24 protein-coding genes and 2 tRNA genes are annotated in these 25,504 nt (G+C 51.3%); 12 read left to right on the top strand and 14 right to left on the bottom strand.

Features of this window, described 5'->3' with window-relative positions; genetic code table 11:
- From GEI7105_RS30290 to GEI7105_RS0112645, 3 genes are all read right to left on the bottom strand, one after another.
- A partial coding sequence (locus GEI7105_RS30290; protein ID WP_035493019.1) for an RNA-guided endonuclease InsQ/TnpB family protein occupies positions 1-533 on the bottom strand: 533 nt, incomplete at its 3' end.
- 307 nt (positions 534-840) lie between these two features.
- A complete protein-coding gene (frp, locus tag GEI7105_RS0112650; protein ID WP_017660826.1) occupies positions 841-1,161 on the bottom strand; it encodes a fluorescence recovery protein in 321 nt (106 codons plus the stop codon).
- Positions 1,162-1,272: 111 nt separating this feature from the next.
- On the bottom strand, positions 1,273-2,229 hold the full coding sequence (locus GEI7105_RS0112645; protein WP_017660825.1) for an orange carotenoid-binding protein: 957 nt from the start codon (positions 2,227-2,229) through the stop codon (positions 1,273-1,275).
- A gap of 360 nt (positions 2,230-2,589) precedes the next feature.
- On the opposite strand from GEI7105_RS0112645, the gene GEI7105_RS0112640 reads away from it, so the two are divergent.
- Together GEI7105_RS0112640 and GEI7105_RS0112635 are read left to right on the top strand one after the other, a co-directional pair.
- Complete coding sequence (locus GEI7105_RS0112640) at positions 2,590-2,943, top strand: hypothetical protein (protein WP_017660824.1); 354 nt, start codon at positions 2,590-2,592, stop codon at positions 2,941-2,943.
- The gene (locus tag GEI7105_RS0112635) at positions 2,940-4,205 is read left to right on the top strand and encodes an IS701 family transposase (RefSeq protein ID WP_017660823.1); all 1,266 of its coding nucleotides are present in this window, start codon (positions 2,940-2,942) and stop codon (positions 4,203-4,205) included. The genes GEI7105_RS0112640 and GEI7105_RS0112635 overlap by 4 nt, the downstream gene beginning before the upstream one ends.
- A gap of 47 nt (positions 4,206-4,252) precedes the next feature.
- Here GEI7105_RS0112635 and GEI7105_RS33440 read toward each other — a convergent pair whose 3' ends face one another.
- Positions 4,253-6,145, bottom strand: coding sequence for a tetratricopeptide repeat protein (locus tag GEI7105_RS33440; RefSeq protein WP_218959068.1), 1,893 nt, complete (start codon positions 6,143-6,145; stop codon positions 4,253-4,255).
- A 406-nt stretch (positions 6,146-6,551) separates the two neighbouring features.
- Between GEI7105_RS33440 and GEI7105_RS39475 the strand changes: the two genes are divergently transcribed.
- Positions 6,552-6,734: a hypothetical protein gene (locus GEI7105_RS39475; RefSeq protein ID WP_218959067.1), complete on the top strand. Its 183-nt coding sequence runs from the start codon at positions 6,552-6,554 to the stop codon at positions 6,732-6,734.
- A 478-nt stretch (positions 6,735-7,212) separates the two neighbouring features.
- The gene (locus GEI7105_RS30280) at positions 7,213-7,455 is read left to right on the top strand and encodes a transposase (RefSeq protein WP_017660821.1); all 243 of its coding nucleotides are present in this window, start codon (positions 7,213-7,215) and stop codon (positions 7,453-7,455) included.
- A gap of 104 nt (positions 7,456-7,559) precedes the next feature.
- Here the strand turns inward: GEI7105_RS30280 and GEI7105_RS30275 are convergent, their stop codons facing one another.
- The 3 genes from GEI7105_RS30275 to GEI7105_RS0112605 all read right to left on the bottom strand — a co-directional run bounded on the left by GEI7105_RS30275 (position 7,560) and on the right by GEI7105_RS0112605 (position 9,737).
- Positions 7,560-7,853 carry a transposase gene (locus GEI7105_RS30275; RefSeq protein ID WP_083862372.1) on the bottom strand — a complete coding sequence of 98 codons (294 nt, stop codon included), beginning with the start codon at positions 7,851-7,853 and terminating at the stop codon, positions 7,560-7,562.
- Between the two features lie 450 nt (positions 7,854-8,303).
- A tRNA-Phe gene (locus tag GEI7105_RS0112615) sits at positions 8,304-8,376 on the bottom strand.
- A 776-nt stretch (positions 8,377-9,152) separates the two neighbouring features.
- The gene (locus GEI7105_RS0112605; RefSeq protein WP_017660818.1) at positions 9,153-9,737 is read right to left on the bottom strand and encodes a PHP domain-containing protein; all 585 of its coding nucleotides are present in this window, start codon (positions 9,735-9,737) and stop codon (positions 9,153-9,155) included.
- A gap of 533 nt (positions 9,738-10,270) precedes the next feature.
- On the opposite strand from GEI7105_RS0112605, the gene GEI7105_RS0112600 reads away from it, so the two are divergent.
- On the top strand, positions 10,271-10,993 hold the full coding sequence (locus GEI7105_RS0112600) for an ABC transporter ATP-binding protein (RefSeq protein ID WP_017660817.1): 723 nt from the start codon (positions 10,271-10,273) through the stop codon (positions 10,991-10,993).
- Positions 10,994-11,036: 43 nt separating this feature from the next.
- On the opposite strand, the gene GEI7105_RS0112595 is transcribed toward GEI7105_RS0112600, so the two are convergent.
- The 3 genes from GEI7105_RS0112595 to alr all read right to left on the bottom strand — a co-directional run bounded on the left by GEI7105_RS0112595 (position 11,037) and on the right by alr (position 14,314).
- Positions 11,037-11,110, bottom strand: a tRNA-Arg gene (locus GEI7105_RS0112595).
- A 241-nt stretch (positions 11,111-11,351) separates the two neighbouring features.
- The gene (locus GEI7105_RS0112590; RefSeq protein WP_051044194.1) at positions 11,352-12,908 is read right to left on the bottom strand and encodes a carboxypeptidase M32; all 1,557 of its coding nucleotides are present in this window, start codon (positions 12,906-12,908) and stop codon (positions 11,352-11,354) included.
- 221 nt (positions 12,909-13,129) lie between these two features.
- Positions 13,130-14,314: an alanine racemase gene (alr, locus tag GEI7105_RS0112580; protein ID WP_017660814.1), complete on the bottom strand. Its 1,185-nt coding sequence runs from the start codon at positions 14,312-14,314 to the stop codon at positions 13,130-13,132.
- A gap of 235 nt (positions 14,315-14,549) precedes the next feature.
- On the opposite strand from alr, the gene GEI7105_RS0112575 reads away from it, so the two are divergent.
- Together GEI7105_RS0112575 and GEI7105_RS0112570 are read left to right on the top strand one after the other, a co-directional pair.
- Positions 14,550-14,858, top strand: coding sequence for a type II toxin-antitoxin system HigB family toxin (locus GEI7105_RS0112575; RefSeq protein WP_017660813.1), 309 nt, complete (start codon positions 14,550-14,552; stop codon positions 14,856-14,858).
- A 169-nt stretch (positions 14,859-15,027) separates the two neighbouring features.
- Positions 15,028-15,435, top strand: coding sequence for a helix-turn-helix domain-containing protein (locus GEI7105_RS0112570; RefSeq protein ID WP_017660812.1), 408 nt, complete (start codon positions 15,028-15,030; stop codon positions 15,433-15,435).
- Positions 15,436-15,975: 540 nt separating this feature from the next.
- Here GEI7105_RS0112570 and GEI7105_RS0112565 read toward each other — a convergent pair.
- Both GEI7105_RS0112565 and GEI7105_RS33435 read right to left on the bottom strand, forming a co-directional pair.
- The gene (locus GEI7105_RS0112565; protein WP_026097622.1) at positions 15,976-16,191 is read right to left on the bottom strand and encodes a hypothetical protein; all 216 of its coding nucleotides are present in this window, start codon (positions 16,189-16,191) and stop codon (positions 15,976-15,978) included.
- A gap of 138 nt (positions 16,192-16,329) precedes the next feature.
- Positions 16,330-17,625, bottom strand: a complete 1,296-nt coding sequence (locus GEI7105_RS33435; RefSeq protein ID WP_017660809.1) for a filamentous hemagglutinin N-terminal domain-containing protein — start codon at positions 17,623-17,625, stop codon at positions 16,330-16,332.
- 237 nt (positions 17,626-17,862) lie between these two features.
- Between GEI7105_RS33435 and GEI7105_RS0112555 the strand changes: the two genes are divergently transcribed.
- Positions 17,863-21,525 carry a hydantoinase B/oxoprolinase family protein gene (locus GEI7105_RS0112555; RefSeq protein ID WP_017660808.1) on the top strand — a complete coding sequence of 1,221 codons (3,663 nt, stop codon included), beginning with the start codon at positions 17,863-17,865 and terminating at the stop codon, positions 21,523-21,525.
- An 840-nt stretch (positions 21,526-22,365) separates the two neighbouring features.
- Complete coding sequence (locus GEI7105_RS0112550) at positions 22,366-23,073, top strand: methyltransferase family protein (RefSeq protein WP_017660807.1); 708 nt, start codon at positions 22,366-22,368, stop codon at positions 23,071-23,073.
- Positions 23,074-23,085: 12 nt separating this feature from the next.
- On the opposite strand, the gene GEI7105_RS37205 is transcribed toward GEI7105_RS0112550, so the two are convergent.
- Together GEI7105_RS37205 and GEI7105_RS39890 are read right to left on the bottom strand one after the other, a co-directional pair.
- Entirely contained in the window at positions 23,086-23,304 is a 219-nt protein-coding gene (locus tag GEI7105_RS37205) for a hypothetical protein (RefSeq protein ID WP_144053782.1), read from the bottom strand.
- A 12-nt stretch (positions 23,305-23,316) separates the two neighbouring features.
- Entirely contained in the window at positions 23,317-23,673 is a 357-nt protein-coding gene (locus tag GEI7105_RS39890; RefSeq protein ID WP_017660806.1) for a hypothetical protein, read from the bottom strand.
- On the opposite strand from GEI7105_RS39890, the gene GEI7105_RS34865 reads away from it, so the two are divergent.
- The 3 genes from GEI7105_RS34865 to cas6 all read left to right on the top strand — a co-directional run bounded on the left by GEI7105_RS34865 (position 23,597) and on the right by cas6 (position 25,504).
- Positions 23,597-23,776, top strand: a complete 180-nt coding sequence (locus tag GEI7105_RS34865) for a tyrosine-type recombinase/integrase (protein WP_245555462.1) — start codon at positions 23,597-23,599, stop codon at positions 23,774-23,776. The genes GEI7105_RS39890 and GEI7105_RS34865 overlap by 77 nt on opposite strands.
- A gap of 92 nt (positions 23,777-23,868) precedes the next feature.
- Positions 23,869-24,852, top strand: coding sequence for a helix-turn-helix transcriptional regulator (locus GEI7105_RS0112540; protein WP_017660805.1), 984 nt, complete (start codon positions 23,869-23,871; stop codon positions 24,850-24,852).
- A gap of 25 nt (positions 24,853-24,877) precedes the next feature.
- Complete coding sequence (cas6, locus tag GEI7105_RS0112535; RefSeq protein ID WP_026097620.1) at positions 24,878-25,504, top strand: type I-MYXAN CRISPR-associated protein Cas6/Cmx6; 627 nt, start codon at positions 24,878-24,880, stop codon at positions 25,502-25,504.

The following is a 25,504-nucleotide window of genomic DNA, read 5'->3' as shown; positions in this document are numbered from 1 at the left end:
GACTGGGGAAGTGGTTTAACGGTGTCATCGTCCACCAAGATGGAAATATGCCAACGTCCCGAGGGTTCGAGTCGCACCGTGACGGTAGAGGGTTCTACTCCTTTGGGGAGTTGGCGACTCCATCGGATCTCGAGCGGTTCTTGGCTTTTTGCCAAATACAGAGAACCATCTCGCCAACGAAACGCCGATTTGGTAAATTCGGCGCTACCTCCATTCCGTTTCTTTTTGAACCGTGGGTATTTGGCTCTTCCGTTGAAAAAGTTGGAATATCCCTTATCGAGATGGCGCAATCCTTGTTGGAGAGGAACGCAACTTACTTCCCCAAGAAACTGCAACTCCTCTTCTTGCTTCCATTGCGTCAGCATCTTCGAGGTTTCACGATATCCTACCTTCTCCTGTCGCTCTTTCCATGCCCTCGATCTCGCTTCCAACGCCTTGTTGTAGACAAGCCGCACGCAACCCACTGTTCGACGCAAGAGGGAATCTTGCTCGGGAGTGGGATAGAAGCGATATCGGAAAGCTCGCAGTGTCATTTTGGCAGTTTACCGGCCCAAATTTATTGTAAAGCCGTCCTGGAAGGACGGGGTTTCAAACCCAAATTTTTCGATGAAAGATGTTGCTACATAGGGCTTGCTGAAAAAGACGGTTGGTCAAGGAAGGGAACAGCGGATCTGGGAACAGGGAACAGTTTGGAGGATTGGCGATCGTTTAATTTCCAAAGGTGAGAAAGCGCTCGGGCCAGGTATGGAGATATCCCCATACCTAAAATCTTGCACTTCTGCCGCCTCTAAAATGCATGAACTCTTTCCAAGTCTAGCTTCTGGCTTTACTCAGCCAACCCTACATACGAGCTAAAGCAGAAATTTTAGCGAGCTTCTCTCGATCGAGAACGTGTAATTCTTCCAGCGTCAACCATCCCTCTTTCAGCAATTGCGAAAAAACGAAGATAAGTGCTGAATAGCTATAATCGTATTTACCGTCAATTTCATGTCGTTTGGCACTCAAGAAGTCGTGAAGCTTCCATATCTCATCAATTTCGCTGATATGGGCGACTTTTTGACGAACTTCTTCAACGAGACTTTCAATTTCTCGCGTATAAGCTTTATCAAAAGCTTCTTGTGCTGCTTCTTTCTCCTTTGTAGACCAGTTAACGTCGTTCACTTGTGATTGCTATTAAAAATTTTAGAGAGTATAACTATTATAAAAAAAAAGAGCATTCTTTACAACAGAATGCTCGATAATTTTGTGTTGAATTGTTAATCTAACTTTGCTTTAGCGTGCGAGATTTAACAGCTCTTTCGGTGAAGCTAACAAATCGATCGCCACGAAGAAAATTTTATTTTCCGGATCGAGCAAGAAACGCCAAGCAATGTTCATGCCGACGTTGCCGCCAAACCAAGGCGTTTGGACTTTACCCGTGACTTTTATTTGGGTGTAGCCGTCCTCGGCCGGTTCTTCCACACCGCGTTCGGGGATTAACTTGAGGTTTTGGCATTCTTCCCGGAAAAACCGCAGAACGTTGTCTTTGCCGACGATCGGTTTTTGGAAGGGGGGTTGCAACGCACCATCAGGAACGAAAAGCTCGATCAAGGCATTGAAATCGTTAGCGTTCAAGTTGTTCATATATTCCAGCACCGTGGAATTCGTCACGCCTTCGATCTTGACTTGGGTGCGCTGAGCCATATCTTTGGGGGGTACGACGGGCTCCGAGACGCGATTGTCGCCGACTTTACCCGAATCGAAGCCCATACCGACGACAGCGTTGCGTAACACGGTAATTTGCTGGCCGGGGTCGAGTCCGCGAATGGCTTGCAGGACTGCCGAAGCGTTGGCCGACAGCTTGTAGCCTTCGGGAATCGGAGCCACGACGCCCTCTTCCATCAACTTTCCGAGTTGATACCAGAATCCCAGTTTAACGTTGGGAGACCAGCTAGCATAGGTACGGCAGATGGGCGTGTCCGCACGGTTGGCGAGATCGCACATCGCCTGACTTTGTTCGAGAGGCTTCATCTGCCGAATTTCGTTTAAGGTGTTTTCGGCGAGGGTCATGCTGGCGGCTCCGGGGGCAGCGATCGTGATGCTCTTACCCATTTCCAGGTAGGCAAACCAAATCAGAGCGAGTTGGTCTTCGGCGTTGAGTTGGCTAAACCGCGCGATCGTTGCCGGAACGACGTCAGCAGATAGCGTGTCCGGAAAAATTCCGCGAGCTGTATCGAGTGTAAATGGCATAGGTTTATTTTAACCGAGGTATTAAGAAGAACTTACCACGATCGCCTGCACTGCGATCGCCGATTCTAAATTCAATATGGCGCGATCTCAACTGCGATCGCCTGTGTTCCAAGCGCGATCGCACTTGATTAGAGTACAGTAGGAGTATTCCAAATACCCCATTTCACGGCTCGCGTTTTTGTTACACGTTTTCCACGCATTTTTGTTAGATAAGTTCGCCAATATGCCACCGTTTTGAGTCTTGCGATTAGGAGTCAGTCTCAAATGTCCTCCGTGTCCCCAATCACCCCCGTCGATCCCGCGACGAACTAGCGGTTCGCGCCAGGATATCTCCGAGAACATCTCCTATCACTCGAGGCGGTGCAGCTTCGATTGGGTCGTTTCTTAGCCGATCGCGCTTCGGAAGACCCTTTACCGGAAGTCGAGTTGTGTGCCGAAGACGGAACGTTTGAGTGGAATTACGCGCCGCCGTTAGAGAAAGTGATTCGAACGCAACGGGAACTGGATTTGCTGTTGCGTCACCCAGAACTGTATCAAACCGCGCTAGCGATCGTCGAACCCTGGAACCACATCGGAGTCAACGAAGCCGGGGAAACGGTGCGAGCGTCTAAAAATATTGCCTTTATCTACTACCGGGACTTAAACGGTAAAAAAGGTAAAATAAAAGCAAAACCCTTGACTGACAAGGATTTAAGGTGGAGAGTGTCCCCATGAGAGAGACCACCCCAGCCGCTATGCCACCCTGCTTTGAGAAGTGGTGCAAGCGTTTCGACCCCGACTTCAAAACCCAAGCACAAAAAAAGGGGTTTAGACACTATTTGGGAGGATTACTCGGGGAAAGCCAGCGAAAAAACATAACTCAGATGGCAAACGACTCGGTGGGAGTGGTTTACAACCGCTTACATCATTTTATAACGGAATCCCCTTGGGAGGAGAAGCGTATTAACGAACGTCGTTTAAAGGTGGTGGACTCCTGCCATCAAACCCGAGTGGGTCGGGGATTTGCCTTGCTGCTCGATGATACAGGACATCGAAAAAGCGGCAACTTCACCGCAGGTGTGGGAAGACAGTACATCGGAGAAATCGGCAAGCTCGACAACGGAATCGTGGCGGTAACGACCCATCTCTATGATGGCAAAAAAAATTTGCCTCTGGATGTAGAAATCTATCAGCCAGCCAGTTCCTTACCCTCAGGCAAGAAAGATCCCTCTTTCAAAAAGAAACCCGAAATCGCCTTAGAATTAATTGACCGGAGTTTAAAGAGAGGGTATCGACCGGGAATCGTCCTCATGGATGCCGGCTATGGTAACAACACAAATTTTTTAAAGGGACTCGAATCTCGCCGACTGAAGTATCTAGGAGCCGTCGCCAAAAATCGGAAAATCTGGCTGAATCAATCGGGAGAAAATTGGCAAAAGATTCGCCTTGATGAATATGCCAAAAGCTTACTAGAAGAGGACTTTACGTCAGTTTCTCTAAATTCAAACAAGCCCAAAACCCTGTGGGTGGCGACGGGTACGGCAGAGCTGTCACGTCTACAAGGAGAAAGAACCTTTGCTATCGTCATGAATGCAAGTTCTTATGCGGACGCGACAGAAATTGATTATTTTATCACGAATGAAGACTCCGAAAAAGTGACTGCCGAATGGGTCGTGAACACTTACTCAGGGCGAAACTGGGTAGAAGTCTTCTATCGGGAAGCCAAAGGATGGTTGGGTTGGAGGGAATGCCAGGCGAGAGGTTTGAAGAGTTTACAGCGGCATTTAATTTTGGTATTTTGTGCCTACACTTTTATCCTTTGGCATAAGTTGACGGGCGGTTTACGAAGGAAGTGGGCGAACCAACCTTTGGAAACTTTTGTAGATGCTTTAGAGGCTTTTCGGACAGCCATGTCTTTTCGTTTTGTGGCATGGCTGAACGAGAATCGAGACCTGTTTGCCGCTCACAAAGCGCGTTTTGGCTTGGTTTGGGCTTGAAATTTGTTTAAGTACCGCTACGGTCTTCGCGATTGATTGCGGTTCGGTTAATTCTCTTGGCACTCGGGTGGTTGTGGGTCTTGTCGTTCGACTCGTGCCGCAAACCGAGCCGGTAGGCGAATCAACTCGAAGCTTTCCGGTTTACCGACCATGCCTTTGAGGGCTTGGGTGCTGTAGTGGTTGATGCCACTTCTGGAGTCTCGGTCGATGTCATCGCTGAAGTGGACCCGAACGATAATCGCTCGATCGGGGTCGGGAAACGCGATCGTTTTTTCGGTAGTAAAGGGACACTCGAACTTGTGGGGCGTATTGAGGGTTTTGCGACCGAGCAACTCTCCTTCTTCGCTGAGGACTTCCCACCAGTTGGTATAGCGATCGCAACTTTTATCGGGGCTTTGAATCTTAACCTGGAGTCGATACTGTCCCATCCCCTTTTCGACAGCGTTGACGGCTAAAACTGCTGGGATATCCATCAGTTGAGGTCTCTGATTTTCGGCGTGGTAAGTCAGCATTTGGGCTAAAATTTCGATCTTGTCCGTTTCCTGGCAATCGCGTAGAGTCCTCAGTGCCGCTTGCCAGTCACCGTACAATGCTTGGGAACGAGCAACTTGGCTCGAAACCTCGAAGGCTTCGGCCTGTTTTGCCACTTTTGAGAGTTGTCTCAGTAAATCCTTCGCGGTCTCGAGATCGCTGACTTGCTCTACGGCCTTGGCGACGGCCGTCAATGTTTTGGATTTATCCTGAGATTTGTCGATAGAGGTGGCGGCCGCCAGGACTTGCTCTAAAATGGCTCGGGCGAGTTCTCCCTCTTCGATTTGCCCAGCTGCCTTCGCGACTGCACTCAAGGCAGAGGATTTATCCTTGGACTCGTTGAGGGAGTTGGCGGCGGCTAGGGCTTGCTGTAATACGGCTCGGGCGAGTTCCCCCTCTTGGAGTTGGACGGCTCTGCGAGCGACTGCACTCAAGGCATAGGTTTGGGGTTCAGGCTCGTTGAGGGAGTTGGCGGCGGCTAGGGCTTGCTGTAATACGGCTCGGGCGAGTTCCCCCTCTTGGAGTTGTTCCGCCGCCAGAGCGATGTCACCTAATGCTTTGGATTTGCCCCTCGGCTCGTTGAGGGAGTCGGTGGCCGCTAGGACTTGTTTTAACAGCGATCGCCCTGGCTCGCCAGCCTCTGTTTGTCCCATCGTCTGGGCCAGCAGACTCAGCAGATCGGATTTATCCATTGAATCGTCGATGGAGCGAGCGATCGCTAAAATTTTTGGTAAAACGGCTTGGGGGCGATCGCTCTCCTCGAGTTGTTCGTAAGCCCAAGCTACAGCCTTCAACCCACCTAGTTTGAGCCAAAACCGATCGGAGTCAATGGAGTCAGCGGCGACTAGGGCTTGTTCTAAGACGGCTCGGGCGCGAGCGTCCTCTCCCAGTTGTCCGTAAGCCCAGGCGACTTGACTCAACATTCTGGGTCGGGCTGAAAACTTCTCGAAGGAGAAGGTATTGGCAGCAGTCACCGCTTGTTCTAACAGCACTCGCGCGCGATCGCTCTCCTCCAGTTGCACCGCCGCGCGGATTACGCCACCTAGCGCGATGGGCTTGAAGTCCGGCTCGTAGATCGAACCGGCAACCCTCAGAGCTTGTTCTAATACGGCTTGGGTTTGTTCTTCTTCTTCGAGTCGAGCGTAAACCTTAACGACATCACTCAAGGCGGAGAATTGGCCCCAAGGTTTACCGATTGCATTGGCGGCGGCCAGAGCTTGCGGTAAAAGCGATCGGGCGCGATCGGTCTCCCCCAGTTGTTCGTAAGCCCAGGCGACTTGACTCAACATTCTGGATTTATCCCTGGGATCGTCGATGGAATCGGTAGCGGCCAGAACTTGTTCTACAAGAGATCGGGCGCGATCGGTCTCTCCCAGTTGCACCGCCGCACGGACTGCGGTACTTAACACCGAAGACCCTATCTCAGGGCCGCCGAGCTTTTGTGTTAGATTCAAGGTGGGCTGCTTGCCAAGCATATCTAAAGTCTCTTTTAAAAGCTTAGAGTCAGAAAGCTTGACAGCGATTTGAACGACTTCTTTCAGTATTCTTAATTTCAGTATTATCGATCGTCTTACCAATTGAGTAACAGGATCGTCGATCGGGGGAGTCGTATAAATTGGGTGTGCTACGTAGTTTCTGATGACGTTAATTCCTTTTTTATATTGATTGTCTTTAATCAAAGCCGGGCCGGTACTCGCAGCCCACTTATGGCTTGCTTTCTCGATCTGCTCGGCGAGAAGCCAACGGACTTGCTGAATTTGTCCGGCAACGGTAACGTTGAGCCAGCTAGAGAAAAATACTTTTAGAACTAGAATCGTGACGCTAACGACGACCAATAACCTCATTCCCCATCGGATATCGGCTCTGCGCCGACTGAAGCGAATTCGCTGCGCCATCCACTTGATGACGCGAGCCACGGTTGCGACGATTTTCTCAATTGTGTTGGGGGATGGAGATGTGGGAGGCATAGCGGTACGAACGGCGATCGCTTCTATTTAAGTTTATAGTCAACCCAACTGAGTCATAAAATTTTGCCACTTAAAAGTACCGTAAAACGGCGCTCTCAACTGTAAATTTCCCTCACAAATCAAAGGATTTTGAGTCTTTGAAAATCAGGGTGAGATCCTGTAAAAAAATCTCGAAACATTTTGAATAGCTTGAATTTGAGAGATTTTATTCGCCAAAATACCATTTTTTTAGAGTTCGAGTTGAAAGATATCTCAAACCTCTCTTTAACAAGAATTAAACAGCTTTGATGGAATTTTTATCACGAGAATAACAGAAGAGGGATAAATGATGCGAGTCAGCTAAAATTCGGGTCTTCTGGGTTCAAGATAATATGTCCCAAGCCAATTCTATATTCAAAATAACAAATTACACGCCCTAGCATGGGGGGTGTCATCAATTAACAGGGTTGACAAAGAGGGGGTGATGTGGGTAGTCTGCTATCGATCCACTCCAGCTTCACGAAAACACCATGACTCGGCGCTACGCTCTTCGTGATGACCAATGGGAACGTATCAAAGACCTGCTACCCGGTCGCCCCGGTACAGTCGGAGTGACCGCCGGTGATAACCGCTTGTTTGTCGAAGCGGTACTGTATCGCTTTCGAGCCGGGATTCCTTGGCGCGACCTCCCCGAACGCTTTGGGGATTTTCGGGTCGTTCACACCCGCTTTAGGGCGTGTCATCAATTAGGAGACTTGACTAAATCACCGTGATGTGTAGGGGGGGGGGAGATTCAGAGCAACCAAATTACAGATGCTGCCAGGTAAATTCCCCCCAAAAAGTTCACCGAACGCTTGTCATAACGGGTGGCTATCGCTCAATATTGCTTCAGCTTGGCAAAAAAGTTTTCCACCAGATGCCGCGCTTGATACAAGAAGCGATCGTAATCTAGTGGTTGAGTGCGGGTCTTTTTTGAGGGAATTACGGCTTCAATCCCACGCTCGGCTAAGGGTTTCCTGACTCTCTCATCAGCATCGTAAGCCTTATCTGCCAGAACCGCCTCCGCTTCAATTTGTGGCAGTAACTCATCGGCTCCCACCAGGTCGTGAGCTTGACCTGGAGTTAAAAAAAAAGCAGTGGGATTCCCTAAAGTATCCACGACGGCGTGGATTTTTGTACTGCGACCTCACCGACTCGAGCCTATCTCCTCAGCTGAAGCCGAACTTCCCTTAGCCCCGGCGCTATGTTGGTGAGCGCGGACAATCGTAGCATCAATGGCAGCATATTCATTATCGGCTGATGCCGATAACACTTGGAACACCCGCTCCCACACCCCAGATTTTGACCAGCGACTAGGGCGTGTCATCAATTAGGAAACTTGACTAAATCACCGTGATGTGTAGGAGGGAGATTCAGATTCCAGTTAGGGAAAGGCTTTCAGCGATTTCAGTCTCCGATCGGATTAAAGCCTGAAATTCAGTGTTGGCAAGGAGTCCACAGCTAATTGATGACGGGCCTTAAGTCTGTTCAGGATTGTTCGAGTTGGATTCAAGAAACGATATAAAAGCCGAAACCCCCCACCACACAAAGCGATGGGGGTCTAAATTTCGACATCAAAAAATGCCAGGAGGCGGATTTGAACCGCCGACACGAGGATTTTCAGTCCTCTGCTCTACCGACTGAGCTATCCCGGCTCGAGGTCGCTGTTTTTTTAAGCGCTTTATCATCTTAACAAAGGAATTTTGGAAGCGCAACCCCCTTGGGGAAGTTTTTTTAGCTTCCTCGGCGAGAAGCCCCGCGCTGCCGATGAAGGCTTCGGCCGTGAGCGGCTCAGCCGAACGGTCAGCGGCGGACAGGATAGCCGAGCAGCAAGGTATAATCGAGTCCTCGACTCCGCTCGGACTCAACGCTGAGCGAAGTCGAAGCGTCGAAATGGTCAACGACCTGCCCGACCGTATCGAACAGACAGGCTAACTTCAAAGTAGAGCTTGGACTCTCGCCACAAATAGATCGGCAGCTCGGGAAAGCTGTTTCCTTCAACGTTCACAGTATCCGTAAGTCCGTGCCTGATACAAGCGACAAAGATCGACCTGTGGAAGACGGGTTGCTGCCAGGGTAACGCGATGCGTTACGGGAGTCAGGGCTATCACTTGCAGCAAGCCAAACCTTCAGAGGCTGGGTAAGACGCAGTCTTCGCAGCTCTCGGAGCTTGCATCCGAGAGAACGAAGACCCAAACTTGGTTCGCGGGCGTGGCGGCACCGGCCGGTGAAACTGGAAACCCGCGCTGTATGCGAAAGCTTTACTCGTCGGGTACTTCACAACAGGGGAGCAAGGGTGTTACCTATTAACTGTCCTCACTGTTCACTTGTATGTTGGCGATGTACATTAGCGGTGCGTGACGATTTCTCAGTCTCAGGATTTACACCCGATTTTTCAAGTCACGCACCCTACTGCCACGGGTGAATGAAACTACATTCGACGCAGCAGACTCAAGCCGTGGGTATCGGTGCCACAGGTGTCGAACAGTCCGTGTTGGGCGTTGAGTTGCTTGACTTGGGCGGTGGTTTGACGGCTCGGACGCCAGGGATCGGGGTTGTTGTAAGCGTAGTACGCTTCTGCTCCGTCGATTCCCAGTTTTGCGGCCGCTGGAATTAACTTCGATGCAGGGCGGCGATAGCGACCGGGGTGCGCTAAGACGGCTAAGCCTCCGGCTGCGTGAATGGAGTCGATGACACGCTCGGCTTTGAAAGCTTTTCCGCTGACTTTTTTTCCTTGCAGGTAGGGGCGGATTTCTCGGCGACTGGGGTTGTAACCGTACCCGAGAATGTGAACTTCTGCTCCGAGGAGATCGGCGTTGATTTCTACACCCGTCCATAGATGCGGTGCGTGAGCCTTGGGAACCGATCGCTGCCATCGATCGAGCCAATCTTGGGCGCGGTGATACCCGTCGGCGCTGTGGTGGTCGGTAATCGCTAAGCCTTTGAGTCCGATGGTGACAGCTTGTTCCATGACGGCTTCGGGACGCAGGCGGCCGTCAGAACATACGGTATGCATGTGGAAGTTGTAGTGTTTCGGGCAACTGTCTTCGGTCAGGTTCCGGAATACAGTTTTCAGCGCTCGCGTGTTCTGCGCGGCCGGCCTGTCAGACGTTGCAGCCTCTGGCAGATAGACAAGCATAAGCAAGGTTTGGGATAGAAGTTAACTTATTGTAACAATTGTGGGAAAAAGTGGCAGTCTTATTTGAAGGTTTCGTGATTCAAAAATTGAAAGTGAGGCTTCAGGATTTCTAATTGTGTATTTTTACAAAAAATTGCGAGTCTAACGCTTCAAGCGCCAGGCCGAGCTCGGGTTAGATTGCTGGCGACACCACGCGATCGCATCCAGTTTTGACGCAAAAATTGTGAAAACATAACTTGCTGCTCTCGATATCATAATTTCTCTTCGAGAAATCAGTATTTTTACTTGCCCAAAAACAGAGCGATCGCCTCGTCTGTCTCCGATCCCAAAAACTCCCAACCGTTCGTCGAGGACAGTTTTGGAGCGATCGCCCGTGGTACAACCCGATCGCCCCGATCGATACTGAGTTCATGCTCGACGTTTCTCTGACGAAGACTTTCGATCGCTCCAACACTGACGTTCTCCCGTTTCAGCTCGACGTGTCCTTTCGAGTCGATCGCGAACTGGTGGTGTTGTTCGGCCCCTCTGGATGCGGAAAAAGTTCCCTCCTCAATGCGATCGCCGGACTCCTGACCCCCGATTGCGGACGCATTGTCCTCGATGGACTTCCCCTGTTCGACAGTCGGCGAGCGATCGCGCTTCCCCCTCACCGTCGTCCCATCGGATACGTTTTCCAAAGTTACGCTCTGTTTCCCCATCTCAACGTCGCCCAAAATATCGGATTCCCCCTCGAACGACTAAAAAAACGCCAACGACAGCAGCGAGTCCGAGAACTCGCCGCGTGGCTGCACCTCGAACCGTTACTCGATCGCGCCGTCGCCCACATTTCCGGGGGACAAGCCCAACGAGTCGCCATCGCTCGCGCCCTGGCCTGCGATCCCCAAATTCTCCTGCTCGACGAACCCTTTAGCGCCCTCGACGGCGAACTGCGAACCGAGTTACAACAAACCCTCAAACGCCTGCAACGCCAGTTAAATATCCCCCTGCTCCTCGTCACCCACTCCCGAGGAGAAGCCTTAGAACTGGCCGATCGCTCTATCCTCATCGACAACGGCGCGATCGTCGAAATCGATCGCCCCGATCGCCTTCTCGCTCCCACCCGCAACCTCAGCAGCAACTTCGCCTGGGGATGAGAAACTGTCAACAGTCTTTACTGCTCGCTGCTCGCTGTAAAAGCGGGACTGGCGGGATTCGAACCCGCGACCTAGCGCTTAGGAGGCGCTTGCTCTATCCTTCTGAGCCACAGTCCCACGTTATTGGATATGATAGCAGCCTGTTTTGCCCGCTGGCAGTCGTCGATGTTCGATCGATCGCCTCACGCATCGCGACCCGTAACGTTCGTTTTTTGACTAAAAATTCAATTTTATTGATAAATTCGCGATCGCACCCGAGGGGTTGACAAATCTCTGGAAGAGCGCGACAATCAAGGTGTAGCTTAATGGTCTATCCTGACTATACACTTGATTTATTAGTCAACTTACGATTGCCCCTTCAATCCCAAGCGATCGCATATAAATCCCCATACTTTCGACGAAGGTAACGAATAAACGGATCGACGTGAAGTGGCTTGCCGGTCACGCGCAAGATCGACTCGTTCGCCGTGAACTTACGGCCGTGGCGGTAAATATTGCGTCGCAACCAACCATGAAGCGTCTCGAAATTGCCCCGTTCGATATCGACGGGAATTTCCGGGTGGATTTTCAAAGCCGACTCGTACAACTGCGCGGCAATAAGGTTTCCCAGCGTATAGCCCTGGAACTGTCCGCCGATCGTTTCGACGAACCAATGCACATCTTGTAAAACGCCTTCAGTGTGATTTTGAGGAACGATGCCCAAATCTTGGCGATAGCGTTCGTTCCAAGCCTCGGGGAGATCTTTAACCGCTAAATGTCCTTCCAACATCGCCACTTCCAAATCGAAGCGAACGATCGCGTGTAAATTGTACGTCACCTCGTCGGCGGCGGTACGAATCGGAGTCCGTTCGACTTTATTGATCGCCCGATAGAAGTCGTTGACGGGAACTTGGCCCAACTGGCGTAAAAACATCCCTTGCAGCCAAGGATAGAAACATTCCCAAAACGCCCGAGAGCGTCCGATAAAATTTTCCCACAACCGAGCTTGACCTTCGTGCATTCCGGCCGAGGTTCCCCGAGCCAAAGGCGTTCCGTCCAACGCGGGATCGATGCCCTGCTCGTACAGCGCGTGTCCCATTTCGTGAAGACTGCTGAAGAGGCTTTCAGTCAGTTGGTTCGGACGAACGCGGGTAGCAATGCGAACGTCGCCGTGAGACAAGCGAGTGGCGAACGGGTGGAGGGTGCGATCGAGCCGACCGCGATCGAAATCGTAGCCCACGCGATCGATGACCTTATAACAGAAATTAAGCTGCGTCGTCTCGTCGAAATCTTGAGAGAGAATACGATCGTCGAGTGGCGGTCGTTCGGCGATCGCATCGACGAGGGGAACCAACTGCGATCGCAGCGTCTCGAACAGTCCCTGAATCGTTTGCGTCGTCATACCCTCGTCCTCCTCCGCAATCAGCGGATCGGCCACGCGATCGCTCTCAGGAAAAAAACTCGCCCACTGTCGGCTTAACTCCAGCGTTTTTTCGAGAAACGGCCGCACCGCCTCGAAATTTCCCTCGGGTTTAGCCCGAGACCAAGCCATGTAAGTCTCAGTCTGATGGCTGGCGAGGGTGGCGATAAAAGACGACGGAATCCGACTGGCGCGATCGAAATCGCGACGAGCTAAGCGAACGATACTGGCATCGTCGGACTCGTAAGGCAAACTGCGCTCGAAGTCTCGAAGGTTTTCGAGGAGTTCTCCCAACGCCGGATCGGTGAGCTTGTCGTGAGCGAGTTTTCTCAACGTCGCGATTTGCTGCCCTCGTGCCACCGCCCCCCCGGCCGGCATATACGTTGCGCGATCCCATTTCAAAACCGACGCGGCGGCTTGAAGATCGCGAATTTCTTGCAAGCGAGATCGGACTTCTCGATATTGGGCGTCGTCGTGCGTTCCCGTTAGCGGACCGGAGTTCTTTTGAATCTGCATGATGGGTGGTGTGAGGGCAGATGCCAAAGTTGAGTAAAGCAGTTTGCTGCAAACGATCGAATGCAAGCAATCTTATTCAATCTTAAGTGTCTGCCGGGGGAGAACGAAATACTATTCGGTCGAACTGCGCGATCGCGATCGACACCATTTCTTCTATCGATCGCGCGGCCGCAAATCGGGGAACCGGCCAAACTTTTTTCAAAAGACGGCCTGTCCCCATCCTAAACTTTGATGCGAGGTAATCGATGTTTGAACCCACACAGAATTTCCCAGGAAATTGTATCCAGGGCGATCGCCCAGTCTTCAGCAGAAATGCGATCGCTGCCAACACGACCTAACACCGTCACCACATCGCCGACGCGTACCTCGGGAACGTCAGTGACATCGAGCATGAGTTGGTCCATCGTAATCGCTCCGACTTGGGGAATCCGCCAAACGCGTCCCCGACGCGACAGCAACACCTCCATGCGGTTGGAAAGATTGCGGGGAACGCCATCGGCGTAACCGATGCCGACAACAGCCAAGCGCGTCGTCCGTTGAGTGACGAACTGATGGCCGTAACTGACCCCCGTTCCCGGCGGAACCGTTTTCACCTGCGTAACCCGCGCCTTAACCTGCATCACGGGAGACAGCTCGACCGTGGATTTAAAATGAGGGGCGGGATAGAGTCCGTACAGAGCCAAACCCAGCCGCACGAGATCGTAATGAAAGGTGGGAGAGGACAAAGTGGCCGCAGAATTGCTCAGATGCAGACAGGGTAAAGGAACCTTCGCCGCTTTCAAACGCGCGATCGCCGTCTCGAAGCGTTGGTGCTGTCGGTTCGTGACCGTCGGATCGCGATCGTCGGCTGCGGCCAGGTGAGAATAGACACTGGCGATCTGAAGATTGGGCAGACGGCGCACCAACTGCACGAAAGCGATCGCCTCGTCCCAAGAGACCCCCAATCGAGACATTCCCGTATCGAGTTTCAGGTGAACCGAGAGCGGTGTCTCCTCGCCAGACAGGTGTTCTGAAAACACCAATGCCTGTTTCGGGCTACAGAGCGTCGGCTGTAACTGCCAGCGAACCAGAGCGCGTAATTGTTCGGCGGTCGTCGTCGCCCCCAACACCAAAATCGGTGCAGAAATCCCCGCCTGGCGCAGTTCGATGCCTTCAGAAACCGTCGCGACGCCCAACCAATCGGCCCCGGCCTCGAGAACCGTTTGCGCTACGGGAATCGCCCCGTGTCCGTAAGCGTCGGCTTTCACGACGGCCATAAACGCCGTTTGGGGAGATAACAAGCGGCGTAAGTTGCGAACGTTGCGATCGAGGGCAGACAAATCGATTTCTACCCAAGCGCGATCGCGAATCCTCTCCTCGAGATTCGGCTCGTCCGTAATTTTGCAAATACGCTCCCAACTGAGCATATCCGTTCCTCCTCACACTCCAACAGAGCCTAGTTTACGGCACGGCAGAGATGGGGAGATGGGGAGATGGGCGTTACCAGTGAAAAGAGAATAGGGAATATGGCATAGCAGATACTCGCTAAAGTTGAGGTTGTTAGAAACTTCGCAATTTGCTAAGCTATTAACCGAACAGACTATTGATTAACGAGTACCTAGCCATGAACGTAACCATTCCCTATCCCAAACCATCCTACCTATGCATATTATTTCAATTAGCAAACTACGAAAATTTTGGGAACAGCACCCTGAAGCTAAATCGAGCTTGAGACTCTGGTATAAGCGTGTCCAAAAAGCGAAGTGGAAAAATCCCCAAGATGTTCGCAATGCGTACAATTCAGTCGATAGTGTTGAGAATTTTCTTGTGTTTGATGATGTTGGAGGCAATAAATACCGAATTATTGCATACATCGACTACAAATTTGAAAAAGTCTTTATTCGAGACGTGCTAACCCATCAAGACTACGATCGAAATTCCTGGAAGCAAGATCCGTGGTTTAACAGCTAAAATTAACTTATCGACTCACCAATCAACACAATAACTCAGGTGTAAACACAATCTTAGAATATTTTAAAATGATATTTATAATATTCTAAAAATCCATCTGTAAATATTTAATTGTTTGAAATTTTTGAATCTATCTCTGCATTTTTTAAATTCTCTCTTCTTAATAACAATGCTTGGTTCTCAAGAATACAAACGCCTTCTTCTGGCATTCCCACCACGACCGATCGAATCAGAGTCTCAACTGCTTGAAACCCAAGAGATTCTCGACTCTATCCTAGACAAACCCAATCTAAGCGATGAAGAAAAAGAATATATCAATCTGTTGGGAACCCTAATTTATGAATACGAATCTCGTGAAGAAATTGTTCCCGATATTTATGGAATTGAATTGCTACAAGCATTAATTGATGAATTTGGAATAAAACAAAGAGATTTAGTTTCAATTTTCAAGACAGAATCAATTGTTTCGGCGATACTCAAGGGCAAACGCCAGCTTACCGCCAGACATATTGAAGAACTCGCTCGATTTTTCAAAATTTCACCGGCTGCGTTTTTTAAAAATGTAGACAATCGCTGAGGCGTGGGTAACTTCGGCAAGAAACAATAGATTTTCTGGGTTTGTCATGAAAAATGTATAGCAATTCTATAGCAATCCCAATCGACTTGCGGAAAGAATCACAGGCTGGAAGCCTCTACCACGCGGGGTTTGCCAGGTCTGGGATTTTGCAATTGATTTAGGATTGCTATAGATAAGCCGTGGAAAGACCGACACCCCTAAACCCTTGCTATAGCTAGATCGAGAATCCAAAAGTGATTTAGGACTGCTATAGTTCAGAATACCAAAATCTGAAATCCAATCGATGAAATTCTTGTTATGACGTTATCTGGACGTAGAAAATCTGGACGTAGAAAACTACCGCATATCCAGAAAACCCCAAAACAAGTCCAGACGAAATCACGAAATTATGGAAAGAGTAGAAACTGTTACTTGTTAACTCTCACCACTCTCCCCTCTTCACTCTCCCCTAAAAAAAAGCCTCCCGGCATCACTCGGGAGGGTCAGAGGAACTATTGCATCAGAGGTATAGGGGAAAATTGTCGAGTTCAGAGGTAGGGCTTAAGCCACACAAAGTTCGTCTTCAATCTGCACCCGTCCGCGCAACACCGCTCGCAAGAGGCGGTTCGCCGAGCGGCGATCGGTTTCGTCGAGGCTGTCGTCGAGAACGGCTGCCATTAAACCATAGCGATCGCTGACTGTTAGGAACCCCGTTTCGGTGACGGAAGCGAGGATATCGGAAATTGCGCCGGGGAGAAGTTGAAGTTGGGGGAACATTGTGCTGCCTCTGAACTCGATGCTTTTAGTATCGCCGGATTTCTGCGGGTTCGCGGTGACTCGCTTCGCTTTGACAGCGTGATGTTTCGGAGCGTTTCTCGCGATCGCGAACCCATCGAGGTCGTGATATCGATCGCGTTATGGGATTTGGGTGCAACTTAAAGGAGGCGCGATCGCCCCCGTGTCGTATTGGCTGACCAGCTCGATCTCGCCAGTTTCTCCCCTCTGCCAGCCATCAGCTTCGACCCAAGACAATTCCTCCATCGGGGAAACGTCCGACCCCACCTCGCGCGATCTGTTCTCTTCAACCCATTCGCTGTCAAACGCTTCGGATTCGGCGATCGCTCGCAGATCTCGCCACAGAGACACCGGTATCACGAATTCGAGAGGATCTGCCGGGAGTCCACCGCGTCCGCTAACGACAAAGGAACTTCCGGCCTCGAACGCCGAACAGGGATTGAAAATTAGTCCCGATACGTCGAGAGGGTCCTCGGGAAAGCGTAGAAACTGATTCGTCGTTTCGACTTCGAGTTGTTGCAGGACAACGATGTCGTTCGAGGAAATCCCGCGATCGAGGATAGCGGTCAGATCCCGGTCGGAGGTTAGGGCATCACGAGGGACGATTCCCAGCGATCCTCGGGTTTCCATGTCAACCCGTCCACCAAAATCGGCGATCGCGTCGTCCGTCAGGTCGCTGTTGTCCGAGGTTGCCAAACGGTTCGTGTCCGTAATATTCGCGTCGATACGGACGTTGCCCCCGATTGACGATAGGGTTTCACCCGCCGACACCTGCAATCCCGAAGGGCGATCGTCGCGCAGAAACTGGAACCTGTTCCTGTCGAAAACGAGATCGCGATCGCTACCTTCAACGCGCACGTTATCGGGAGTTTCACCCATTTGTACCCCCAGAGGAACGTTGACCGTAAGTAGCGATGCCGAAGCAGAATTATCGGCACGAAACTCGACACCGTTATCGAAAACGAAACGGTCGGCGGTACTGGCGAAAAACGACCCATCGAAGTCTAAACGAGCATTTTCACCCAAGACGATACCGTTAGGATTGAGAATGTAAAAATTTGCGGTTCCCTGGATTTCAAGCAAACCGTCGATGTAAGAAATTTCGCCTCCCGTTACGCGAGTCATGATGTTTTCGATCGCCGCAGTCGTGTTAAATACAGCTTCAGTATTGGTAGGAATAGAAAACGCCTCAAAGCTGTGAAAGAGGTGCGTTCCCGAAATCGTGCCGCCGTCGATCGTGGTTCTGACGCCTTCGACCGACACCTGCGACGGATTGGGGAGTGTAGCGTCAGGAACGATTTGAGCCAGAACAGCGCTAGGAAACAGTACTAGCCCCCCGATCTCAACCAACAGCCAGACATAAAACGCAGTTTGGGAAGCGCGATCTCGGGAGCGACGCGCGGCACTTTCGAGCATACGATCGTTTTAACAAAGACGACAGGAGTACTACCAGCTTATTCGACGATCGCGATCTCGCTCGTGTAGGTAAAGCTTCGCGATCGCTCAATGACAAGCGATCGTTACGACCCTCAGACGTCGCATTTGAATTACTCGAAAATACTTGACGGGAACGCTACTTTTACAGCATATTGAGCAACAGGCTTAAAAAGTGTCATTTTGTCACGCAAGCGATAAAGAGTGGGAGTAAAAGAGATGACAAATTGCAACGGCTGGCAATTTTGGATCGATCGCGGCGGAACCTTTACGGATGTCGTCGCCAAACGTCCCGACGGATCGATCGTCACCCATAAATTACTCTCAGAAAACCCCGATCGCTATGCCGACGCCGCCGTGCAGGGCATTCGTGACCTCTTGCAGCTTCAACCCGAAGCCGCGATTCCCGAAGGCGACATTTCAGACGTTCGCATGGGAACCACCGTCGCCACCAATGCTCTCCTCGAACACAAAGGCGATCGAACGGTTCTCGTCATCACCCAAGGCTTTCGCGACGCCCTCCGCATCGGCTATCAAAACCGTCCCGATATCTTCGCCCGCGAAATCGTCTTACCACAGATGCTCTACGAACGGGCGATCGAAGTCGAAGAACGCCACGCCGCCGATGGAACGGTGCTGACGCCTCTCAACGAAACCGACTTAATCTCGCAACTGCAACAGGCTTACGATGACGGAATTCGCAGTTGCGCGATCGCCCTCATGCACGGCTACCGCTACCCTCGCCACGAACGCCGCATCGCCGAAATCGCCGCCGACATTGGCTTTACGCAAATCAGTACCTCCCACGCCGTCAGTCCGCTGATGAAACTCGTCAGTCGCGGCGACACCACCGTTGTCGATGCCTATCTCTCGCCGATTTTACGCCGCTACGTCGATCGCGTGAGTCGCTCGCTGTTTTCCTCTCCGTCGGACGAACGCCTAGAATTCATGCAGTCGAATGGCGGACTGTCCCCAGCCTCGCAATTCCAAGGGAAAGATAGCATCCTCTCGGGTCCGGCGGGGGGAATCGTCGGAGCCGTGCAAACCAGCATCCGGGCGGGATTCCACAAAATCGTCACCTTCGATATGGGGGGAACTTCCACCGATGTCGCCCACTACGCCGGAGAACCGGGTCAAACGGTGGAATACGAACGCACTTTCGAGACGGAAGTGGCGGGGGTGCGGTTGCGAACGCCGATGATGTCGATTCACACCGTCGCCGCTGGGGGTGGAAGCGTCCTCAACTTCGACGGTTCCCGCTATCGCGTCGGCCCCGACTCGGCTGGGGCGAATCCGGGGCCGGCCTGTTACCGACGAGGCGGCCCCTTGGCAGTGACGGATTGTAACGTGTTATTGGGGAAAATTCAGCCGCAGTTTTTCCCGGCGGTATTCGGACTGGAGGGAAATTTACCGCTGGATAAGGATATCGTTCGCGAAAAGTTCGATCGCCTGTCTCGGGAGATTTACGAGGCGACGGGAGACACGCGAACCCCGGAACAGGTAGCGTCGGGATTTCTCGCCATCGCGGTGGAGAAAATGGCCAACGCCATTAAAAAGATTTCGCTGCAACGGGGGTACGATGTCTCTCACTATACCCTTTGCTGTTTCGGCGGGGCGGGAGGACAACACGCCTGCGCGATCGCGGAATCCTTGGGGATCGATCGCATCTTCATCCATCCTTACGCCGGGGTTCTCTCAGCTTATGGAATGGGACTGGCCGACGTTCGCAATTTAAAGGAAAAATCCCTCGAAGTCCAACTGACCGACGAGGCGATGGGGTTGTTAACCTCCACCTTAGAGGAGCTAGAAAAGGCCGCGAACGCCGAACTGTTCGACGCCGAGACTCCAGCTTCGACGACTTCGGCGACAGAAACTCTGCGAAAAGTCCATCTCAAATATCAGGGAACCGATTCCACGCTGATTGTGGATTTCGCCGATCTCGAGAGCATGAAAGGAGAGTTCGATCGCGTTCACCGTCAGCGTTACGGCTTCCTCATGGCGGACAAACCCCTCGTTATCGATTCGGTTTCGGTAGAAGTGGTTCGCCCCAGCGACACCCCTGACGAACCCCAGATAACGCGGCGAGATGACCGCCGACCCCAACCCATCGCCACCGTCTCGACGTATCTATCAGATGCGTGGCGAGACACTCCCGTTTACCGACGGGAAGATTTACAACCGGGCGATCGCGTCGTCGGTCCGGCGATCGTCGTCGAACATACGGGAACCAACGTCATCGAACTCGCCTGGGAAGCCGAACTCACCCCTCAAAACCATCTCGTTCTCACCCGTTGCGTCGCCGCCTCCGAGACGGACACCCCCGACATCGACCGGTCAAAAGCCGATCCCGTGATGTTGGAAATTTTCAACAATCTATTTCGCTCGATCGCCGAACAGATGGGGGTAACGCTGCAAAACACCAGTACCTCTGTCAACATCAAAGAACGCCTCGACTTCTCCTGTGCGATTTTCGACAGCGACGGCGAACTCGTCGCCAACGCCCCCCACATCCCGGTTCACTTGGGTTCCATGAGCGAAAGCGTTCGGGCGTTAATGTCCGACAAAGGGGAGAGTCTCAAACCGGGCGATGTCTACGTTCTCAACAACCCCTACAACGGTGGAACTCACCTCCCCGACATCACTGTCGTTACCCCAGTCTTTCCCGAGGATTCATCTAACTCGAACTCTCCGCTATTTTACGTCGCCTCTCGGGGACATCATGCAGACATTGGCGGCAAAACACCGGGTTCCATGCCCCCAAACAGTCACCTTGTAGATGAAGAAGGTATTCTGATCGATAATTTTCTTCTCGTTGAAAATGGCGTATTTCGCGAGAAAGAATTACTCAAAATCCTCAATTCAGGAAACTATCCCGTTCGCAATTCAACACAAAACATCGCCGACTTACAAGCCCAAATTGCAGCAAACGAAAAAGGCGTTCGAGAACTATCAAAAACCATCGAAATTTATGGCTTGGCAACTGTCAAAGCTTATATGCAATACGTGCAAGATAACGCAGAAGCCTCCGTTCGTCGTGCCATTTCAGTGTTAAAAGACGGTCGCTTTGAGATGTCTCTCGATACTGGCGAGAAAATTTATGTCGAAATCACGATCGACTCTGAAAAGAAAGCCGCAAAAATCGATTTTACAGGGACTTCGCCGCAGGTCGAAAGTAACTTTAACGCCCCGCGTGCCGTCTGCAAAGCAGCCGTTCTCTACGTCTTCCGCACCCTAGTTGACGATGATATTCCCCTCAATGCAGGATGTTTGAAACCTCTCGAGATTATCGTTCCCGAAGGCTGTTTGCTCGATCCCAAACCTCCAGCGGCCGTGGTAGCGGGAAACGTCGAAACCTCCCAACTCATTACTGATGCTCTGTACGGTGCGTTAGGCATATTAGCCGGTTCTCAAGGTACCATGAACAACTTCACCTTTGGCAGCACGACCTATCAGTATTACGAAACCATTTGTGGCGGTTCCGGTGCTGGAAACGGCTTCCACGGCACAGATGGGGTGCATACCCACATGACAAATTCACATTTAACCGATCCAGAGGTTCTAGAATGGCGCTTTCCGGTACTTTTGGATAAATTTGCCATTCGCGAAGGAAGTGGCGGCAACGGTCAATTTCGCGGCGGTAACGGCGTCGTGCGTCAAATTCGCTTTTTAGAACCCATGACGGCGGCGATCCTCTCGAGTCATCGCGTCGTGCCTCCTGCGGGGTTGTGCGGCGGCGAAAACGGTGCCACCGGGCGAAATTGGGTGCGGCGTCGCGACGGAGCGATCGAAGAATGTGGCGGAACGGCGATCGTCGAAATGAATCCCGGCGACGTATTCGTCATCGAAACCCCCGGTGGCGGAGGATTTCGTAGGGTGCCGTGACGCGGGCGAGAAAATCTTGCCGAAGTCAGAGCGATGTTGTCCCCGCGTCACGCACCTTTTACAGTGAACAGCAAACAGTGAGCAGTGTTTCAGTTTTTCAGTTGTAACGCCAGTTCGGGATAAGCTGAAACCCGCATTCTGTCCTAGGTCAAGCCATGATGAGATCGACGATATTACGTGGTTTCAAGACCTTCAGTCCGCCAAGCTCCCCTTAACCCTAACTCGCGTAGTTGTAGCGGTACTTAAACGGTAAAAAAGGTAAAATCAAAGCCAAACCCTTGATTGATACGGAATCCGCACACCATAGCCCCTTTTAACGAGATCGCCCAAAATCGATTTAAGTCCTTGCGTACAGGGAGGGTGCATCTCAAAAATGTAAATTCATCGAATTGGGCGCACTCAATTTCCAGATCCCCGGCATCTCCAAGATGCCGGGGATCTTATACCGGAAGTTCTAATCGGGAATTTTGCCACCCCAAACTGATGTTTTTGCAAAAGTGAGATGCACCCTACAGGGACTTTACGATGAGGGTTGCAAAACAGGGTTTTCCAAACTGGATTCCGTATGAGGTGTTTAGTCTGTGGAGATAGAGCGGGCGATCGAGTGTGTTTGAGACGAAGTGAGATCGCCGACTGTGTCCCGCGAGGGTGAGTGTTAGACTGGAATAGAAGTAGGGAACCTCGAAAAATTGAGTCTGGCTTAAACTCCAGCGGCTAGAACCCTTGAAATCTCGTTCTTGATTTTCGATAGTAGAGTCTGTTTCTCAACGCTTCGGCTCCGCTCGGACTCAATAATTTTAAATTAATCGAGATGCCCAGGAATTTAATAAAGGTAGATCGATGAATGAAAGCGTTGAACTACGAAAAATCGAGTCTGAATATGTCAAAATCGCGATTAAAAGTATTGTTCGATTATTGATTTTTTTAGCCCTTATATTTTTGGCTGCGGGTCGAATTGACTACTGGCAAGGATGGGTTTTTAGTGGAATTGTTTTGACGTATGCAGCGATCGCTATTGTTTTATTTTCTGATATGCCCGATCTAGCCAAAGAACGCGACAAACCCGGGCCGGGCATGAAAGGGTGGGACAAAGTATTTTGGGCGTTTTATCGATTTTTGAGTTTAGCAATATTTGTGATTGCTGCGTTAGATGCAGGGCGGTTTGGATGGACGAAACCCCTTCCAGTTTTTGTTTATGTTATTGCTTATCTAATTTATATTTCGTCAACCATTATTGTGGTCTGGTCTATGCGAGTAAATAAGTTTTTCTCCAGTGTGGTGCGTATTCAAACGGATCGAGGACAAATCGTCATAGATTCCGGGCCTTATGCCTTGGTCAGACATCCGGGCTATGTTGCTGGAATTTTAATCTTTATCAGCAGTCCTTTACTGTTGGGATCGGTTATCGGACTCATTCCAGGTAGTCTTTGTGCGATCGCATTGATAATACGAACATATCTGGAAGATAAAACGTTACAAAATGAATTACCGAGCTATCTTGAGTATGTCGAGAAAGTCAAATACAGACTGATACCGGGAATTTGGTAAACGCGAAATCTTCTACTCAGTAAGTTTGTGAAGATCGATCGTGCTATGCGATCCTACAGAAATTGCTCTACCGTTTCTGTGGAGATAGCACAGCGGCGATCGCACTGTCGTATGGGTGGCGATCGGGAAAAAGTCTGTGGAGATAGAACGAAGCCTTTGACTTAACAACGGCGAAAAGTCTGTGGAGATAGCACAGCGGCGATCGCCTGCTTCACTCGTCGTCGGTTCCAACGTCGTCGCAGTTCAAAGCCCGACGCGGCAACCAACCAGACACAGGGGAACGCCTGCGATAGCGATAATGGCAGCGATGACCATCGTTCCGCCCAAGACGATCGCGCGATCGCGTCCCGGCTTCGCCGCTGCCATCCAACGCTTCACCTCCGATTCGTCGAGCAAGCGTTCGTACAGCGCGTCGGGGGCGGGAACCGACTTGACCGAGCGAGCGGGATTGGCTTCGAGATAGCCGGTTTTGACACCCCAGGCGGTGCTGTGGATCTTGCAGAAGCGATCGCGCGAGGCGGGGTTGCAGCCGTTCAGTCCCCACGATTTCCGCCGTACCTTTTGTTCGGATTTGCTCGATGCGGGAGTCGATATCGTCACCGTGCAGAAGCTGGCCGGGCATTCTTCACCGACGACGACCGCCAGATACGATCGCCGGGGAGAGGAGACGAAGCGGAAAGCGGTGCAGGTACTGGATTTGTAACATTTGACGTAAATTTGAAAACATTTTAGAACTCTGAAGTCTGGTTGCAGAGTTAGGGGGGTAAGATACGGCTACGACTCACAGAAAAGGTCATGTCTCGATCTCGCCAACTCGAACGACTGCTGCAAATTGACAATTTACTTCGCAGTGGAGAACGTCAGACAACCACCACCTTAGCCCGAGCTTGCGACGTGAGCGATCGCACGATGTCAGGCGATTTGGCGTTTTTGCGCGATCGTTACGATGCCCCGTTAGAGTTCTCACGCCAACGAGGTTGGTACTACACCGATTTAACCTGGCGTTTGCCCTCCATTCCACTGTCCTCTGGCGAGTTGTTCGCTCTGACGCTCGGCTCGCAGATGCTGTCTGGATATACCGGATTGTACGAGCGGGAGTTGCGCGACGCCATCGAACAACTGACCAAGCGTTTGCCCGACTCGACTTGGATCGACCTTCAACAGCTTGCAGACGAGCGGATGGTGTTCGGGGTGGGAGCCAAGACAGCGATCGACCCCGAAGTTTGGCGAACGGTTGTCGAGGCAACGCGATCGCGCTGTCGGTTGTGGGTTCGCTATTTTGCTGCATCGAGGCGAGAGGAGTCGGAACGGGAATTCGATCCGTATTTGATTCATGTGTTCAGAGGGAGCAATCCCTATCTCATCGGATACTGCCATTTGCGTCGAGAGATTCGCTGGTTTCGTATCGATCGCATTCGCCAAGTTCGTCTGCTCGACGTGAAGTTCCAACCCGATCCGACCTTCGATGCGAGGAAACATCTCGATCGCATTTTCCAAGCGGAAGCGGGAGGCGATCCCGTTTCAGTAGAAATTTGCTTCGACGCGCAGACGGCTCCGTTCGTCCGAGAGCGTCAGTGGCATTCGAGCCAGGAGATCGAAGCGTGCGACGACGGAGCGATCGTCCTGCGGTTTACGGCTTGCGGTCTCAACGATATCAAACGGTGGGTGTTGGGATACGGCAAGGGGGCGAGGGTTCGGAAGCCACAGAAGTTAGTGGATTTGGTGCAGCGGGAGGTTGAAACGATGGCACGACAGTATGAAAGTGGAGTGTTTGAGTAATATTTAATTCAGAAGAGATACAAAGATGAATTTTCTAGAGCTGCAATTTTCACTCAGAGGAAAAACCTTACCGTCCGATCACGGTTATGCAATTTATTCGGCGCTAAAAATAACAGCACTTGAGGGTAAGGCCTTACCACCAGATGTGTTACTGTGCAGCGTTCCTGGCGTTAGCGATCGAAACGGCACGATTTTTCTGACTCACCAGTCTCGCCTGCGTTTGCGCTGTCCCGCCGAACAAGTACAGCAGTGGTACCGCAGTTTCCAAAACGTCGTACTCGACGTGCGCGGTCATTTGGTGCGCTTAGTCCAACCGCGAATGTCGTTACCCCAGCCTAGTGCGGTGTTGCGATCGCGTCTCGTCACCTTCAAACTCAAAGAATGGCACAGCCACGACGCTCCCATCCATTTTTTAGAGTCTTGTCAACGGGCGTTGAAAGCGCTCGACATTGACGCAACCGTTCACATTGAAAGTAACGCCGATGGAGATTTAGCACTCCGGGCGCTTCAAGTCCACCACAAAAATGTCTTGGGGTTTGGAATTTGCGTTGAAGGTTTGAGTGAAGAAGACTCCATCAAGCTGCAATGTTACGGAATGGGAGGGCGAAAACACTTTGGCTGCGGTTGGTTTTATCCCGTAAAGGAGTGTTGA

The sequence above is a fragment of the Baaleninema simplex PCC 7105 genome, from assembly GCF_000332355.1.
In the GTDB taxonomy this organism is placed as follows: Bacteria; Cyanobacteriota; Cyanobacteriia; order Cyanobacteriales; family Geitlerinemataceae; genus Baaleninema; species Baaleninema simplex.
The sequence above is the reverse complement of the archived record's forward strand: the minus strand, read 5'-3'. Positions and strand labels throughout refer to the sequence as shown.

What these genes read in the sequence shown, in the direction of transcription:
- GEI7105_RS0112540 (WP_017660805.1), top strand. Translation starts at nt 23,869, where the DNA reads ATGTCTCGATCTCGCCAACTCGAACGACTGCTGCAAATTGACAATTTA.
- GEI7105_RS0112600 (WP_017660817.1), top strand. Translation starts at nt 10,271, where the DNA reads ATGCTCGACGTTTCTCTGACGAAGACTTTCGATCGCTCCAACACTGAC.
- cas6 (WP_026097620.1), top strand. Translation starts at nt 24,878, where the DNA reads ATGAATTTTCTAGAGCTGCAATTTTCACTCAGAGGAAAAACCTTACCG.
- GEI7105_RS0112645 (WP_017660825.1), bottom strand. Translation starts at nt 2,229, where the DNA reads ATGCCATTTACACTCGATACAGCTCGCGGAATTTTTCCGGACACGCTA.
- GEI7105_RS30280 (WP_017660821.1), top strand. Translation starts at nt 7,213, where the DNA reads ATGACTCGGCGCTACGCTCTTCGTGATGACCAATGGGAACGTATCAAA.
- GEI7105_RS0112575 (WP_017660813.1), top strand. Translation starts at nt 14,550, where the DNA reads ATGCATATTATTTCAATTAGCAAACTACGAAAATTTTGGGAACAGCAC.
- GEI7105_RS0112635 (WP_017660823.1), top strand. Translation starts at nt 2,940, where the DNA reads ATGAGAGAGACCACCCCAGCCGCTATGCCACCCTGCTTTGAGAAGTGG.
- GEI7105_RS0112605 (WP_017660818.1), bottom strand. Translation starts at nt 9,737, where the DNA reads ATGCATACCGTATGTTCTGACGGCCGCCTGCGTCCCGAAGCCGTCATG.
- GEI7105_RS0112570 (WP_017660812.1), top strand. Translation starts at nt 15,028, where the DNA reads ATGCTTGGTTCTCAAGAATACAAACGCCTTCTTCTGGCATTCCCACCA.
- alr (WP_017660814.1), bottom strand. Translation starts at nt 14,314, where the DNA reads ATGCTCAGTTGGGAGCGTATTTGCAAAATTACGGACGAGCCGAATCTC.
- GEI7105_RS0112550 (WP_017660807.1), top strand. Translation starts at nt 22,366, where the DNA reads ATGAATGAAAGCGTTGAACTACGAAAAATCGAGTCTGAATATGTCAAA.
- GEI7105_RS0112565 (WP_026097622.1), bottom strand. Translation starts at nt 16,191, where the DNA reads ATGTTCCCCCAACTTCAACTTCTCCCCGGCGCAATTTCCGATATCCTC.
- GEI7105_RS0112590 (WP_051044194.1), bottom strand. Translation starts at nt 12,908, where the DNA reads ATGCAGATTCAAAAGAACTCCGGTCCGCTAACGGGAACGCACGACGAC.
- GEI7105_RS0112555 (WP_017660808.1), top strand. Translation starts at nt 17,863, where the DNA reads ATGACAAATTGCAACGGCTGGCAATTTTGGATCGATCGCGGCGGAACC.
- GEI7105_RS33435 (WP_017660809.1), bottom strand. Translation starts at nt 17,625, where the DNA reads ATGCTCGAAAGTGCCGCGCGTCGCTCCCGAGATCGCGCTTCCCAAACT.